Source organism: Amorphus sp. MBR-141, from assembly GCF_053628695.1.
This window is the reverse complement of the sequence record NZ_JBRJGW010000007.1, coordinates 120,838-134,970: the sequence shown is the minus strand read 5'-3', so window position 1 is coordinate 134,970 and position 14,133 is coordinate 120,838. Positions and strand designations below refer to the sequence as shown.

The window sequence follows — 14,133 nt, the reverse complement described above, 5'->3', positions numbered from 1 at the left end:
GGGCCCTCGGTCCCGTTTGTCGAGGGTGCACCTTGCGAAAAGAAAGTGACGCGCCGAGGGAACAAACCGGCGGGTCGTCAAATCTCCAGGGGACGCGCCTCGTCCGGCAGCATGATCGGGATGCCGTCACGGATCGGATAAGCGAGTTTTGCCGCCCGCGAGATCAGTTCCTGGGCGGCGGCATCGTATTCCAGGGTGGTCTTGGTCAACGGACACACCAGCATTTCAAGCAGTTTCGGATCGACCTTCTGCTTCGCTTCACTCATCGTTCGCTCCAGGACTCTCGGGGGCCAGGGCAGCCTTCGCCCGCCTCACTCAATTGATGGTCGGATTGTCGTCACCGCCGGACCGGGCAAGCTCCATCTCCGTGATGGCGACCAGCGTTTCGGCGCGCGCCTTGAGATCCGGTGCCTCGAGAAGCGCCTGCTTCTCGGCAGGGCCGTAGGGGCTCATCATCGCGAGGGTGTTCACGAGGATTTCGTTCGAGGCTTCGCGGACGCTCTTCCAGTCGGCCTGGAGATCGTTGGCGGAGAGATAGTCGCGAAACGCCTTGATCACCGCGTCCCGGTCAACCCCGTCCTCGCCGCGCGCCATGCCCAGGTCGCGGGCATAGGCCTCGGTGGAGATCCGGCACATGCGGAACGGCGTGGTGGTCGTCAGCTCCTCCTCGACGGTGAAGCGCGTGATGCCCGACAGCGTGATCAGGTAGCGGCCTTCGCCGCTTTCCTGGAACGCCGAAATGCGGCCGAGGCAGCCCACCTCGCAGATCGGCGGATTGTCGTCGGTCTCGTCGGTGTCGCCGTCGAACCGGGGCTGCACCATGCCGATGACGCGATCCGCCCTGAGGGCGGCATCGATCATCGCCATATACCGCGGCTCGAATATGTTCAGGGGCATCTGTACCCCCGGCAGCAGCAGGGCCCCCGTCAGTGGGAAGACCGGCACCACCACCGGCACATCGGCCGGTCGTTCGTAACTCTTGTTGCCTGCACGCATCGCTTCTGACCCTCTCGATGGTCGGGTCGCCCCCGATTCCGAGTTCTTCCCCGGATATAGGTCACGAAAACAGAAGCGACGACATTTTCCGGCGACCGACGATCGTCGCCGGGTCCTTGGGCCCCCAGACTTCGAAGAAGGACAGCAGTTTGGTGCGCGCCGCAGCATCGTTCCACTCGCGGTCCGCGCGCAGAATTGCCAGCAGGTGCTCGACGGCCTTCTCCCGTGCCCCGCTGCCGGCGAGGGCGACGGCGAGATCGAACCGAGCCTGGTGATCGTCTGGATTGGCCTGAACCTGCGCCTCGAGCGCAGCGGCATCGCCGGCTTCAGCGGCTTCGTCCGCCAGCGCGATCGCCGCGTGCACCGCCGCAACGTTCGGGTCTCCCGCAAGCTCCTCCGGAATCATCGCCAGCGTCTGCCGCGCGTCCTCGACGTCGCCGGCTTCCACCTGGCAAAGCGCCAGCCCGGCGATCGCCTCGACCGATCCGGGATCCTGCTGAAGGATGTCGAGATAAAGCTCCACGGCACCCTGCAGCTCGCCGGACTGGCGCAGCGCATCGGCCTGGGCCAGCGCCTCGGCCAACGCGGCACCGGGGCCGCCGGGGCCGGCAATCTGCTCGACGAACTGCTTCACCTGGCCTTCGGGAAGGGCGCCCATGAACCCGTCGACCGGCCGGCCGTCCTTGAACGCGATGACGGCCGGGATCGACTGGATGCCCAGCTGCTGGGCGATCTGCGGGTCGTCGTCGATGTTGAGCTTCACCAGCCGGACGGTGCCGCCGGCCTCGCGCACGACCTTTTCGAGAATCGGCGTCAGCTGCTTGCACGGGCCGCACCACGGCGCCCAGAAGTCGACCAGCACCGGAACGGCGCGCGAGGCTTCCAGCACGTCGCGCGCAAAGGTCTGCGTGGTGGCATCGATGACGACGCCGTCGCCTGCGGCCGCGCCGGCACCTGCCGGTGTCGCGCTCGCAATCTGGCGACCGTCGCTTCCGAGAAGGATCGGAGTGTCACTCATGGATTGTCCCTGTTCCTGCCGAGCGTTCGACGTGTCTTCGTCCTGACCGGACTTACACCACGATCGGACCTCGGCTGTCACCCGCCCCGCGTCTCCATGCACCTCTGGACACGCGCGCTACACGTCTCGATGGGACCGGACCGGACGAAGACCGCTTCTCGCCCCGAAAGATGGGTCCCGCTCCGACCGATTACAAACCGGCGGCGATGGCTTCCTCGGTGACGGCCACGATCTGCGGCGGGTGCCCCTCGCCGGTCAGGAAGGCGACCAGATCGTCACGGGCGATCGAGGTGGTCGCGGTGTTCTCAAGCGGGTGGAAATTGACGATCTCGTGCGCCATCAGGCCGGCGTCGAGGATGACGGTCACCCGGCGCTCGCTGTCGTTGACGATCCCGAACGGCGTCACCGAGCCGGGCGCCACGCCGAGAAGCTCCATCAGCAGTTCCGGTTTGCCGAAACTCACCCGCCCCTGGGCACCGATGAGCGTGTGGATCCGCTTCAGATCCACCGTGGCATCGGCAAGCACCGAAACGAGGAACACCCGGTCCTTCTTGTCCTTGAGGAACAGGTTCTTTGAATGGCCGCCGGCGATCCGCTGGTGCAGATCTTCCGACTCGCCGACCGTGAAGACCGCTTGGTGGTCCATGGTCGGCGCATCGATGCCGAGGCTGGACAGCCGGGCGAGCAGGTCGGCGCGGGAAACGGGCATTGGGGATACCTGAACAGCGGTGGGAGCTTTCATTCTAGCCACGAAGGGCAGCCTTTCGCCACATCGGTCCTGAGAACGCACGACGCCCCCGGGATTTTGGATCCCGGGGGCAGCCGCAATGCCCAAGTCATCAGCGAGGGTCGTCAGTAGGCCCGGAAGCAGACCCGCTCTTTCACCCACACCCGCCGTCCCAGATAGGGGTCGAAGACCCGTACCCGCTCGATGCGGCAGCGGCGCGGCGGATAGAAGCCGACATAGCCCGGCCCCCGACCGTAATAACCCGGGCCGTAGTGGCCGCCGTGATGGGCGCCGTGGCCGTGGTGCCCTTTGTGCCCGCCGTGACCGCCGCCCTTTTTCACCAGAACCGCCCGGCTCTCGACCGTGGTGGCGAGACCCGCCCCCGACAGCGGCGCGGCATTCGCCCCGATCGAGCCGCCGGCAATGGCGAACGTCGTGGCAATCAGAATGATCGTCTTCTTCGCAAACATGGCTCTCTCTCCTCCTGTCCGGCGGGACCCTTCCTGCCGATGACGAGAGAATGGGGAGCGAGCGGCTGCGACGAAGTGACGCCCGTCACGCGGGCGGGAAACCGGCGGTGACAACGCACGAAAGGGTGACGGAGGTCACGCGAGACGGCTGAATTCCGCTCTTCCGCGGGAAAGCAGCCACCTGGCAGTGTCGGGTCAGCCCAGCAGATCGATGAGGTGGGCGACCAGCGGCTCGTCGGCCGGCGGCAGCGGCAGCTCGCGCATCCGTTTCGGCCGCACCCAGCGCAGCGGCTGACCTTCCCGGCCCTCGGGCACGCCCTCCCAGCGCCTGCAGACATAGAGCGGCATCAGCAGGTGGAAGTCGTCGTAGGCATGGCTGGCGAACGTGAGCGGTGCCAGGCAGGGCGGCGTGACGATGATGCCGAGCTCCTCGTCGAGCTCCCGGACGAGGGTCTGCTCCGGCCGTTCGCCGGCCTCGACCTTGCCGCCGGGAAACTCCCAAAGCCCCGCCAGCGCCTTGCCCTCGGGCCGCTGCGCCATCAGCACGCGGCCATCGACGTCGACGAGCGCGCAGGCGACCACGAGCACCATGCGGGCCGGAGCGCTCCCTTCGACGGCCATGACCTAACTCCGGTAGTCACCGTTGATGGCGACATATTCCTTGGTCAGATCGCAGGTCCACACCGTGCCGGAGCCCCGGCCGATGCCGAGATCCACGCGGATGGTGATCTCCGGCTGCTGCATGACCCTGGAGGCAGCGTCCTCGGAATAGTCCGGATCGCGCTCGCCCTCCACGGCCACGCGAATGTCGCCGAACCAGATGGCCAGCTTGTCGCGCTCGGCCGGCTCGCCGGCCTTGCCGACTGCCATGACCACCCGGCCCCAGTTCGCGTCCTCGCCGGCGATCGCCGTCTTGACCAGCGGCGAGTTGGCGATGGAGCGCGCGATGGTACGCGCCGAACCGGCAGACTGGGCGCCCTCGACGGTGACCGTCACGAACTTGCGAGCGCCCTCGCCGTCCTTGACGACCTGGTGGGCGAGATCCTTCAGGACCTCGTTCAGGGCGGCGCGGAAGCGGCGCGCGGCAGCCGAAGTCGCGCTCTCGATCGGCGTGTTGCCCGCGGCACCGGTGGCGAACAGCAGCACAGTGTCCGAGGTGGACGTATCGGAATCGATGGTGATGGCGTTGAAGGTGTCCTTCACGCCCGCCTGCAGCATCCGCTCCAGCGCGCCGGGCGCGATTGCCGCATCGGTGGCGATGAAGGAGAGCATCGTCGCCATGTCGGGTGCGATCATCCCGGCGCCCTTGGCGATGCCGTTGATGGTGACGGTGACGCCGCCCACGTCGGCCGTGCGGCTCGCCCCCTTGGGATAGGTGTCGGTCGTCATGATCGCACGGCCGGCGAGCTCCCAGCCGTCGCCCGCCAGCTGCTCGACGCAGCCGCCGAGCACCGCCTCGAACTTCGACGGATCGAGCGGCTCGCCGATCACCCCGGTCGACGCCAGGAAGACGTCGCTGGCCGGTACCGACAGCGCCTCGCCGACCAGGTCGCCGGAGATGGTGACCGCCTGCAGCCCCTTCTTGCCGGTAAACGCGTTGGCGTTGCCCGAATTGACGAGCAGCGCCCGCGCCGTCCCGTTGCCGACGTTGGCGCGGCACCAGTCCACCGCCGCCGACGGGCACTTGGAGCGGGTGAACACGCCCGCCACCGTCGTCGCGGGATCGAACGCCATCAGCAGGACGTCGGTCCGGCCGGGATACTTGATCCCGGCCTGCGCCGTTGCCATCCGCACGCCCGGGATGGCCGGCAGGTCCGGGAACCGGGCCGGAGCGAACGGGGAAACGGCGCTCGACATGGCTCTGCCTCGCGACCTTACTGGTTGGTGCCGGGGGACGCCGGCGCGTCGGCACCGTCGGTCGCACCGTCCGCCGGAGCCGCGTCGGCCGGGGCGCCGTCGAGGCGCTCGATCGTCGCCTCTTCCTTGAGGGCGGCAAGACGCTCGGTCAGCGCCTCACGGACCATGGCGTCGTGCAACTGCTCCTGGACGTCCTCGAATGCCGGCGGCTCCTGGGTGCGCTTCTCCTCGACCTTGATGATGTGGTAGCCGAACTGGGTCTTCACCGGCGCTTCGGTATAGGTGCCCGGCTCCAGCGCGAAGGCGGCCGCCTCGAACTCCGGAACCATCTGGCCCTTGGAGAAGAAGCCGAGCTCGCCGCCGTTCGGGCCGGACGGACCGGTCGAATTCTCCTTGGCGAGCTCTGCGAAGTCGGCACCGCCGTCGAGTTCGGCGATCAGCTTGTTCGCCTCTTCCTCGGTCTCCACCAGAATGTGGCTCGCCTTGATCTCTTCCTGCGGTTCGAGCTTGCCGATCTCTTCCTGATAGCGGGCGCGCACGTCTTCCTCGGTCACGGCCTGCTCGATCTTCTGCTCGAAATAGATGTCGCGCAGCGCCTGGGCCTGAAGGAACGACAGCTCGGTCTGATAGGCCTCGGTCTTGTCGAGTTCGGCCGCGCGGGCCGCGTTGGCCATCACCTGCAGGTCGATCAGCGCCTGGATCACGACCTCGCGCCGCTGCGCCTCGGGCACCTGGGCCAGGCGCGGACCGAGCATCTCGCTGGCGCGCGCCACGTCGGCGTCGGTGATCGTCACGTCGCCCACGCGGGCGACATCCTGCGCCATCGTCGCAGTGGCGGTCGGGAGCGCGAGCGCTGCGACAAGCAGGCACGAGCGAGCGAAGGGGGTGATGCGCATGAATTCTACCTTTCCGAAATCGAGCGTCGCCACCCGAAGCGGGCGCACACTGTCCGAAAGCGGTCACGTTGACAACCACCAGACCCCCTCTTATGTCTCGGCTGCCGCCTCGGACCTCGTGTGACCCGCGATCGGTCCTCCCCGTCCGGCAAGCGTATTCCCATATCGGTCGATGAGGTCGACCCCGGGGCTTCCGGCGAGGCACCCAGCCGGCTTTAGAAATTCACTGTCCCCCTCGGAGGTTAGAGCGGCCATGATCGGGCTCGGCGGACTGACCCGAAAGATGTTCGGTACCGCGAACGACCGCAAGCTCAAGAGCTTTGCCGTCCGCGTGCAGGCCATCAATGCACTGGAGCCCGAAATCCAGGCTCTGGATGACGACGCGCTCAGGGCACGGACCCAGGCGTTTCGCGACGAGATTGCGGCCGGCAAGTCGGTCGACGATCTGCTCGTGCCGGCGTTCGCCACCGTCCGCGAGGCCGCGAGGCGCGCGCTCGGACAACGGCATTTCGATGTGCAGCTGATCGGCGGCATGGTGCTGCACGGAGGCGGCATCGCCGAGATGAAGACCGGCGAGGGCAAGACCCTGGTCGCCACGCTGCCGACCTACCTGAACGCGCTCACCGGCAAGGGCGTTCACGTCGTCACCGTCAACGACTATCTGGCCAGCCGCGACGCCGACTGGATGGGGCAGGTCTACCGCTTCCTCGGCCTGACCGTCGGCAAGATCGTCCACGGCATGTCGGACGACCAGCGTCGCGCCGCCTATGCCTGCGACATCACGTACGGCACCAACAACGAATTCGGCTTCGACTATCTGCGCGACAACCTGAAGTACGAGCTCGGCTCGATGGCCCAGCGCGGCCATGCCTTCGCGATCGTCGACGAGGTGGACTCGATCCTGATCGACGAGGCGCGCACGCCGCTGATCATCTCCGGTCCGCTGGAGGACCGCTCCGAGTTCTACACCGCCATCGACACCTTCATTCCGCAGCTCACCGACGAGGATTTCGAGCTCGACGAGAAGCAGCGCACCGCCTCCTTCACCGAAGCCGGCAACGAGAAGCTGGAGCAGTTGCTCAGCGCCGCCGGGCAGTTGAAGGGCGAGTCCCTCTACGATGTGGAGAACGTCTCGGTCGTCCACCACCTGCAGCAGGCGCTGCGCGCCCACAAGCTGTTCCAGCGCGACCGCGATTACATCGTGAAGACCGACGAAGTCGTCATCATCGACGAGTTCACCGGTCGCATGATGCCCGGGCGTCGCTATGGCGACGGCCTGCACCAGGCGCTCGAGGCGAAGGAAAACGTCGCGATCCAGCCCGAGAACCAGACGATCGCGTCGATCACCTTCCAGAACTACTTCCGCATGTACGACAAGCTGGCGGGCATGACCGGCACGGCGCTGACGGAAGCGGACGAGTTTCTCGACATCTACAATCTCGAAGTCGTCGAGATCCCGACCAACGTGCCGGTCTCGCGCATCGACGACGACGACGAGGTCTATCGCACCGCCAACGAGAAATACGCGGCGATCATCGAGCTGATCAAGGACTGCCACGAGCGCGGCCAGCCGCTGCTCGTCGGCACGACCTCGATCGAGAAGTCGGAAATCCTCGCCGAAACGCTGAAGAAGGCCGGCTATCGCCAGCGCGACTTCTCCGCCCTCTACGACCCCGACGCCAAGGGGTCCGCAAAGGTCTTCCAGGTCCTCAACGCGCGCTATCACGAGCAGGAAGCGCACATCATCGCCCAGGCCGGCATTCCCCGCGCGGTGACGATTGCCACCAACATGGCCGGCCGCGGCACGGACATCCAGCTCGGCGGCAGCGCCGACCTGCGGATCGCCCAGGAACTCGCCGATGTGCCCGAGGGCCCCGAGCGCGAGCAGCGCGAACAGGAGATCCGCTCCGCCGTCGCCAAGCTGAAGGAACGGGCGCTTGCCGCTGGCGGCCTTTACGTGGTCGGCACCGAACGCCACGAGAGCCGGCGCATCGACAACCAGCTGCGCGGCCGCTCCGGTCGCCAGGGCGACCCCGGCCACTCCAAGTTCTTCCTGTCGCTGCAGGACGATTTGATGCGGATCTTCGGATCCGATCGGATGGACGGAATGCTCCAGCGCCTCGGTCTGCAGGAGGGCGAGGCCATCGTCCACCCGTGGATCAACCGCGCGCTGGAAAAGGCCCAGTCGAAGGTCGAGGCCCGCAACTTCGACCAGCGCAAGAACGTCCTCAAGTACGATGACGTGATGAACGACCAGCGCAAGGTCGTGTTCGAGCAGCGGCTCGAGCTGATGGCCGGCGAAACCGTCCAGGAGACGGTCGCCGACATGCGCTACGACGTGGTCGAGAACCTGGTCGCCAAGCACATTCCCGAAAAGGCCTACCCGGAACAGTGGGACACTGCCGGCCTCAAGGAGGCCGTGCAGAACATCCTCAACCTGGACCTGCCGGTCGACGAGTGGGCCAAGGAAGAGGGCATCGCCGACGAGGAGGTCAAGGACCGGCTCGTCAAGGCCGTCGATCAGGCCGCCGCCCGAAAGGTCGCCAAGTACGGCCCGGACCTCTGGCGCCAGGTCGAGAAGTCGGTGATCCTGCAGATGCTGGACCACCTCTGGCGCGAACATCTGGCCACTCTCGATCACCTGCGTTCGGTGGTTGGCTTCCGCGGCTACGCCCAGCGCGATCCTCTGCAGGAGTACAAGACCGAGGCGTTCTCGCTGTTCGAGGCGATGCTTGCCAGCCTGCGCGAAATGACCACCACCCAGCTCGCCCGCATCGAGCTGCAGCAGGCCCCGCCGCCCCCGACCGATGCCGACATGCCGGAGATGCACGCCCATCACGCCGATCCGACCACCGGAGAGGACGAGATGGAGCTCGCCGACGCCGAGCTCGCCTACGAAGGTGCCCGCGGCGGCAACGGCGCGGCGCCAACGCGCGGCAGGGCCGCCCCTGCCCCGGTCGACACGGTTCCCGCCGCCAACCGCAACCCCAAGGATCCACGGACCTGGGGCAAGGTCGGCCGCAACGAGGCCTGCCCGTGCGGTTCGGGCAAGAAGTTCAAGCACTGCCACGGAAAGTTCGGCTGAGCCGGCTTTCCTCGCGGCCTGACCGGGCGCTCGCATGAGCGCCCGATGCATCTGGACCGGGAACCCCTGCCGCAGCGCTTGAAACGCGGCGCCGCCCTCAGAGCGCCGCCACCCTCTCGAACAGATGCTCGTAGCGGATCACCAGTCCCCGTCCGTCGACCTCCAGATCCGCCTCGAAGCCTGCCGATAACCCCAGATCGACGTATCGCAGGCGCGCCGGCCCCAGCCAGTCGTATCTCTGGCGGGAGCGTGCCACCGTCATCGAGGCGGCATCCACGTAGCAGGTCTCAAGGGTCAGGCTCTGCCGTTTCTCCCCGACCATCCGCCGGATCGGCAGGGTGTTGCAGAAGGGGGTGACGGAGAGATCGGGCTCGTCCGTGCCGTCGAGCTCCGCCCGGCGTGTCCCGTCGACGGTCCAGCCGCCGCTCACCCGCTCCAGCATCAGGGATGTGCGGCCCGCCGGGCCGACCTTTTCGACATGCACCGAGAGCGCGCGCCAGTCGGGGGTGAGCCGCCAGCGATGGGCGAGTTCGAAGCCACCATCGTCCAGGCATATGACCGTCGCCTCGGCGGTCACGGCCTCGGCGCCGACGCGGAGCGCCATGCGCTCCAGGCCCGCCACGTCCGTACGTCGCCAGAACAGAATTTCGGTGTCGCGCTTCAAGCGGTCCTCCCTGCCCATCGACATATCCCGGCTGATTTGCCCACGCCGCAATCGTCGCATCCGGCTAGCCGTTGAGGCCAGCCGAGATCCGTCCCGGAAGAAGCGAGCCCGGTCCGCCGCATGGATGCATTGCGCCCGCTCGGCTGTTGACGGACCAGCGCCCCTTGGCGACAACGGTCGCCACGCCGCTTTCCTTCTTCCTCCCAGGGACCGTCACCGACGATGACCTATCAGCAGGGTGCGCTCTTTGGCCTGTTCGTCGTCGTCTTCGCGTTTCTGATCTGGGGGCGCTTCCGCTACGATCTGGTCGCCTTCTCCGCCCTCATCATCGGCGTCATCATCGGCGCGGTTCCGACCGATCTGGCATTCACAGGGTTCGGACATCCTGCGACCCTGATCGTGGCGCTGGTGCTGGTGGTCTCGCGCGGTCTCGTCAACGCTGGCGCCATCACGGTGATCACCCGTGCCATCCGGCGCACGGGCGGCAACGTCCCCCGCCACGTGGTGACGATCGGCGGCATCGGCGCCGCGCTGTCCGCGTTCATCAACAACGTCGCAGCCCTCGCCCTGCTGATGCCCGTCGACATCGAGGCGGCCAAGCGCGCCGGTCGTCCCGCCGGTGCCACCCTGATGGCGCTCTCGTTCGCCACCATACTCGGCGGCCTCGTCACCATGATCGGGACCCCGCCGAACATCATCGTCGCCCAGTACCGCGGTCAGGTGGAGGGGACGCCTTTCACCATGTTCGACTTCGCGCCCGTCGGCATCGTCTGTGCGATCGTCGGGCTGGCCTTCGTCGCCTTCGTGGGCTGGCGCCTCATTCCGAAGCGCGAGGGCGCCGCCCCCGACGCGCTGGCGGCCATCAACGACTACGTCGCCGAGCTCGAGCTCCCGGAGGGCTCCAAGTCGATCGGCCGCCGGGTCCACGACCTGCGCACGGACGCGCGCGAGATGGACGTGGAGGTGCTCGGGCTGGTGCGCGGCGGCAAGCCGCTTCCAGGGCGGGCGCTCGCCGCTGAAATCGAGGAGGGCGACCTCCTTCTCGTCGAAGGGGCGCCTGAGGCGCTCGACCGGGTGCGCAGCGAGCACGAGCTGTCCGTGGTCGGCAGCAGCGTGATCGAAGACCTCGGCGGCAGCGACATGACGCTGTCGGAAGCCGTCGTCACCCGCGAAAGCCGCGTCGACGGCCGCTCCGTCGCCCAGATCGGTCTGCTGCGCTTCCACGGCGTCAGCCTTCTGGGCGTCTCGCGCCAGGGCAAGCGCATCAACGGGCGCGTTCCCGGCCTGACGCTGCGCGCCGGCGACATCCTGCTGCTCTACGGTCCGGCCGAACGCATGGACGACGTGACGTCGTGGCTGGGCGCGCTGCCCCTCGCCGCGCGCGGACTGAGCGTCACCCAGGGCCACCGCGCATGGCTGGCGGCGGGCCTGTTCGCGGTTGCGGTCGCCACCGCCAGCTTCGGGCTTATCGATCTCGCGATCGCGCTCGCCGCGGTCACGGCGCTCTACGTCGCGCTCGACATCGTGCCCATCCGCGAGGTCTACGATCATATCGAATGGCCGGTCGTGGTGCTGCTGGGGTCGATGATCCCGCTCGGAGCGGCCCTGGACGCGGCCGGAGGCACCGCCCTGATCGCCGACGGCATCGTCACCGCCACCAACGGCCTGCCGGCGGCGGTGATCCTGACGGTCGTGATGGTGGTGACGATGACGCTCTCGGATGTTCTCAACAACACCGCGACCGCCGTGGTGGCCGCCCCCACCGGCTACCAGATCGCCACCCAACTGGGCGTGTCACCCGATCCGTTCCTGATGGCCGTGGCCGTCGCCTCGTCGTGCGCGTTTCTCACGCCCATCGGCCACAAGAACAACACGCTGGTGCTGGGGCCGGGCGGCTACAGCTTCGGCGACTACTGGCGGATGGGGCTGCCGCTGGAACTGATCATCATCGCGGTTGCCGTCCCCATGATCCTGCTGGTCTGGCCGCTCTGACCTGCGCGATACCGCGTCAGGCCATGCCGCTGTACAGCACGCCGATATAGGCCACGTAGGCGCCGAGGAGCAGTAGGCCCTCGCCACGCGACATCCGGCCCCGGCTGCGCGCCATCACCACCATGGCGATCGACACGCCCACCATGATTGGGAAATCGAACATCAGCATCGTCTGAGAAACCGGGATCGGATGAACGAGGGCCGTGATGCCGCCGATGCCGAGGATGTTGTAGATGTTGGAGCCCAGCACGTTGCCGAGCGCGATCTCCGACTGCTTGCGCACGGCCGCCACGACGGAGGTGGCGAGCTCGGGCAGCGAGGTGCCCAGTGCGACCAGCGTCAGACCGATCACATCCTCGGAAATGTCGAACATGCGGGCGATGCTCACCGCGCCGTCGACGAGGAAATTGGCACCGATAACGACGATGACGATGCCGACGATCACCAGCGCGGCGTCGACGATCCACGGGAAGCGAAAGAAGAACCTGTCGTCGCCGCCGGAAATCTCGGCGACCGACGGCACGTCCCCGGCTGCGGCCAATTCGCCGCCCGTGTTGCGCTCGCTCATGTACAGCCAGCCCAGGTAGGCGACCAGGCCCGCCACGAACAGCGCGCCCATCCAGCGCTCCAGTTCGCCGGTCATGGCCACGACGGTGAAGGCGAGCGCGGTGGCGATGACCAGCCCGCCATCGCGCACCACGGCGGCGCGCGAGCACATGAACGGCCGGATCGCGGCGGCGGCACCGAGGATCAGCAGGATGTTGGCGATGTTGGAGCCGACGATGTTGCCGACCGCAATGCCGGGCGCGCCTCTCCAGGCGGCCTCCAGACAGGTCACCAGTTCCGGCACCGAGGTGCCGAACCCGACGATGGTGACCCCGACCACCAGCGGCGACATGCCCAGGCGGACAGCGAGCCGTGAGGCGCCGCGCACGAGAAGTTCGCCGCCGCCGAGAAGGCCGAGCACCCCGACCGCAATTTCAATGAAAATCATGCATGACCGCTTGGAGAAGGAACCGTCGGGGCGACAAGGTTGCGCGCGGGCCCGCGCGCCCTCTTAGATCGGTGCGGTCATCGCGAATTGAAAGGTGCGAATTTCCGCTTCCGGCGCCCTGTCCCTATCTCCGCGGGATCGGCTTCCAGTCCGGGGGCGCGAGTTCGAACGCCTCGAACTGGAAGGCCGGCGCCACGGTGCAGCCAATCAGGGTCCAGTCGCCCAACGGCCGGGCGGTCTGCCAGGCGTGGGCTGGCACGATCAGTTGCGGCCGCTCGCCGTTGAGCAGGTCGGGGCCGAGCCGGTGGGTCGCGCTGTCGGCGCCGTCCGGTGAGATCGTCAGTTCGAGCGGCCCCCCGGCGTACCAGTGCCACACTTCGGCAGCGTCCACCCGGTGCCAATGGGATACCTCCCCTGCCGGCAGGAGGTAGTAGATCGCCGTCGAATGGGGCCGTCCTCCGTGGTCCCGACTGTCGCGGAAGGTTTCGCGAAAATATCCGCCCTCGGGGTGGGGAAGCAGGTCGAGATGCTCGACGATCGCCTCGGCCGTCAATGAGTGCATTGCGCTATCCGTCTCGATTTCGTTCGTGGTTGCAGCGTCCGTCGTCAGAAGACGTCGCGGCGGCTTCGCAGCTCCGCGAACACGGCGGCCGGATCGGCGCCGCCCATCCCGAGCGCCTGGGCCAGCTCCGGCTCGTCGGCCCGCAGGAACGGGTTGGTCTCCTTCTCCCGCAGCATCGTCGTCGGCACCGTCGGCTCGCCCCTCGCCCGCGCCGCCTCGACCTCCCGCCGGCGCTCCGCAAGGGCGGTGTTGCCGGGGTCGACGCTGGTGGCGAACTCGGCGTTCTTCTGGGTGTACTCGTGGCCGCAATAGATCCGGGTGTCGTCGGGAAGCACCTGCCGCAGCGTCGACAGCGAGGCCCACATGGTCGCCGCATCGCCCTCGAACAGGCGTCCGCAGCCCATCGCGAACAGGGTGTCGCCGGTGAACGCGATGCCCGGATCGGGAAGCCAATAGGAGAGTGGACCGGAGGTGTGCCCGGGCGTCGAGATGGCCCGCACGGCCCACGGGCCGATGGTCGCGCTCTCGCCGTCGTTCAGCAGCTCGTCGAGGCCGTCGATCCGGCTCGCCTCGTCGTGAGGCCCGATCACGGTCGCCCCGTCGCGCGCCTTCAGCGCCCCGATGCCCTCCACATGGTCCGGATGATGATGGGTGATCAGGATGTGGGTCAGCGTCCAGCCGGCGTCGTCGAGCACCTTGGCGATCGGCGCGGCCTCGGGGGCGTCGACCAGCAGCGTCGTCCCGCTGTCGCGATCATGGACCAGCACGGCGTAGTTGTCCGAGCGGCAGGGGATGAGGCGGATGTCGGCGTCGGCCATGGCTGTCTCCCGGTTTTCATTGCCAAAGTGTCCTATCATCCCGACTTAAGGCGT

14 protein-coding genes are annotated in these 14,133 nt (G+C 67.5%); 2 read left to right on the top strand and 12 right to left on the bottom strand.

Features of this window, described 5'->3' with window-relative positions; translation table 11 throughout:
• Nucleotides 1-77: 77 nt before the first annotated feature.
• The 8 genes from ACSSVZ_RS11730 to ACSSVZ_RS11695 all read right to left on the bottom strand — a co-directional run bounded on the left by ACSSVZ_RS11730 (nucleotide 78) and on the right by ACSSVZ_RS11695 (nucleotide 5,964).
• Complete coding sequence (locus ACSSVZ_RS11730; protein WP_453970182.1) at nucleotides 78-266, bottom strand: Trm112 family protein; 189 nt, start codon at nucleotides 264-266, stop codon at nucleotides 78-80.
• Between the two features lie 49 nt (nucleotides 267-315).
• Nucleotides 316-996: an LON peptidase substrate-binding domain-containing protein gene (locus ACSSVZ_RS11725; protein ID WP_453970181.1), complete on the bottom strand. Its 681-nt coding sequence runs from the start codon at nucleotides 994-996 to the stop codon at nucleotides 316-318.
• A gap of 61 nt (nucleotides 997-1,057) precedes the next feature.
• Nucleotides 1,058-2,014 (bottom strand): thioredoxin, encoded by a 957-nt coding sequence (gene trxA / locus ACSSVZ_RS11720; protein WP_453970179.1) that lies wholly within the window; start codon nucleotides 2,012-2,014, stop codon nucleotides 1,058-1,060.
• Between the two features lie 190 nt (nucleotides 2,015-2,204).
• A complete protein-coding gene (locus ACSSVZ_RS11715; RefSeq protein WP_453970176.1) occupies nucleotides 2,205-2,723 on the bottom strand; it encodes a prolyl-tRNA synthetase associated domain-containing protein in 519 nt (172 codons plus the stop codon).
• A gap of 143 nt (nucleotides 2,724-2,866) precedes the next feature.
• Nucleotides 2,867-3,211 carry a hypothetical protein gene (locus tag ACSSVZ_RS11710; protein WP_453970174.1) on the bottom strand — a complete coding sequence of 115 codons (345 nt, stop codon included), beginning with the start codon at nucleotides 3,209-3,211 and terminating at the stop codon, nucleotides 2,867-2,869.
• A gap of 195 nt (nucleotides 3,212-3,406) precedes the next feature.
• Nucleotides 3,407-3,832 (bottom strand): (deoxy)nucleoside triphosphate pyrophosphohydrolase, encoded by a 426-nt coding sequence (locus ACSSVZ_RS11705; RefSeq protein WP_453970173.1) that lies wholly within the window; start codon nucleotides 3,830-3,832, stop codon nucleotides 3,407-3,409.
• 3 nt (nucleotides 3,833-3,835) lie between these two features.
• Nucleotides 3,836-5,068, bottom strand: a complete 1,233-nt coding sequence (gene argJ / locus ACSSVZ_RS11700) for a bifunctional glutamate N-acetyltransferase/amino-acid acetyltransferase ArgJ (RefSeq protein WP_453970170.1) — start codon at nucleotides 5,066-5,068, stop codon at nucleotides 3,836-3,838.
• A 17-nt stretch (nucleotides 5,069-5,085) separates the two neighbouring features.
• Nucleotides 5,086-5,964 carry a peptidylprolyl isomerase gene (locus ACSSVZ_RS11695; protein WP_453970167.1) on the bottom strand — a complete coding sequence of 293 codons (879 nt, stop codon included), beginning with the start codon at nucleotides 5,962-5,964 and terminating at the stop codon, nucleotides 5,086-5,088.
• A 253-nt stretch (nucleotides 5,965-6,217) separates the two neighbouring features.
• On the opposite strand from ACSSVZ_RS11695, the gene secA reads away from it, so the two are divergent.
• Entirely contained in the window at nucleotides 6,218-9,049 is a 2,832-nt protein-coding gene (secA, locus tag ACSSVZ_RS11690) for a preprotein translocase subunit SecA (RefSeq protein WP_453970165.1), read from the top strand.
• 97 nt (nucleotides 9,050-9,146) lie between these two features.
• Here secA and ACSSVZ_RS11685 read toward each other — a convergent pair whose 3' ends face one another.
• Nucleotides 9,147-9,713, bottom strand: a complete 567-nt coding sequence (locus tag ACSSVZ_RS11685) for a putative glycolipid-binding domain-containing protein (protein WP_453970162.1) — start codon at nucleotides 9,711-9,713, stop codon at nucleotides 9,147-9,149.
• Nucleotides 9,714-9,935: 222 nt separating this feature from the next.
• Between ACSSVZ_RS11685 and ACSSVZ_RS11680 the strand changes: the two genes are divergently transcribed.
• Nucleotides 9,936-11,705, top strand: coding sequence for an SLC13 family permease (locus tag ACSSVZ_RS11680; RefSeq protein ID WP_453970160.1), 1,770 nt, complete (start codon nucleotides 9,936-9,938; stop codon nucleotides 11,703-11,705).
• A 16-nt stretch (nucleotides 11,706-11,721) separates the two neighbouring features.
• Here the strand turns inward: ACSSVZ_RS11680 and ACSSVZ_RS11675 are convergent, their stop codons facing one another.
• From ACSSVZ_RS11675 to gloB, 3 genes are all read right to left on the bottom strand, one after another.
• Nucleotides 11,722-12,699 (bottom strand): calcium/sodium antiporter, encoded by a 978-nt coding sequence (locus ACSSVZ_RS11675; protein ID WP_453970158.1) that lies wholly within the window; start codon nucleotides 12,697-12,699, stop codon nucleotides 11,722-11,724.
• Between the two features lie 124 nt (nucleotides 12,700-12,823).
• Nucleotides 12,824-13,261, bottom strand: a complete 438-nt coding sequence (locus tag ACSSVZ_RS11670; protein WP_453970156.1) for a cupin domain-containing protein — start codon at nucleotides 13,259-13,261, stop codon at nucleotides 12,824-12,826.
• Nucleotides 13,262-13,305: 44 nt separating this feature from the next.
• A complete protein-coding gene (gene gloB / locus ACSSVZ_RS11665) occupies nucleotides 13,306-14,079 on the bottom strand; it encodes a hydroxyacylglutathione hydrolase (RefSeq protein ID WP_453970155.1) in 774 nt (257 codons plus the stop codon).
• Between the last annotated feature and the right edge of the window lie 54 nt (nucleotides 14,080-14,133).

Bases quoted from the DNA above. Each gene is read 5' to 3' on its own strand.
- secA (WP_453970165.1), top strand. From the start codon at position 6,218: ATGATCGGGCTCGGCGGACTGACCCGAAAGATGTTCGGTACCGCGAAC.
- ACSSVZ_RS11710 (WP_453970174.1), bottom strand. From the start codon at position 3,211: ATGTTTGCGAAGAAGACGATCATTCTGATTGCCACGACGTTCGCCATT.
- ACSSVZ_RS11725 (WP_453970181.1), bottom strand. From the start codon at position 996: ATGCGTGCAGGCAACAAGAGTTACGAACGACCGGCCGATGTGCCGGTG.
- ACSSVZ_RS11730 (WP_453970182.1), bottom strand. From the start codon at position 266: ATGAGTGAAGCGAAGCAGAAGGTCGATCCGAAACTGCTTGAAATGCTG.
- ACSSVZ_RS11705 (WP_453970173.1), bottom strand. From the start codon at position 3,832: ATGGCCGTCGAAGGGAGCGCTCCGGCCCGCATGGTGCTCGTGGTCGCC.
- ACSSVZ_RS11695 (WP_453970167.1), bottom strand. From the start codon at position 5,964: ATGCGCATCACCCCCTTCGCTCGCTCGTGCCTGCTTGTCGCAGCGCTC.
- trxA (WP_453970179.1), bottom strand. From the start codon at position 2,014: ATGAGTGACACTCCGATCCTTCTCGGAAGCGACGGTCGCCAGATTGCG.
- ACSSVZ_RS11680 (WP_453970160.1), top strand. From the start codon at position 9,936: ATGACCTATCAGCAGGGTGCGCTCTTTGGCCTGTTCGTCGTCGTCTTC.
- ACSSVZ_RS11675 (WP_453970158.1), bottom strand. From the start codon at position 12,699: ATGATTTTCATTGAAATTGCGGTCGGGGTGCTCGGCCTTCTCGGCGGC.
- argJ (WP_453970170.1), bottom strand. From the start codon at position 5,068: ATGTCGAGCGCCGTTTCCCCGTTCGCTCCGGCCCGGTTCCCGGACCTG.
- ACSSVZ_RS11670 (WP_453970156.1), bottom strand. From the start codon at position 13,261: ATGCACTCATTGACGGCCGAGGCGATCGTCGAGCATCTCGACCTGCTT.
- ACSSVZ_RS11715 (WP_453970176.1), bottom strand. From the start codon at position 2,723: ATGCCCGTTTCCCGCGCCGACCTGCTCGCCCGGCTGTCCAGCCTCGGC.
- gloB (WP_453970155.1), bottom strand. From the start codon at position 14,079: ATGGCCGACGCCGACATCCGCCTCATCCCCTGCCGCTCGGACAACTAC.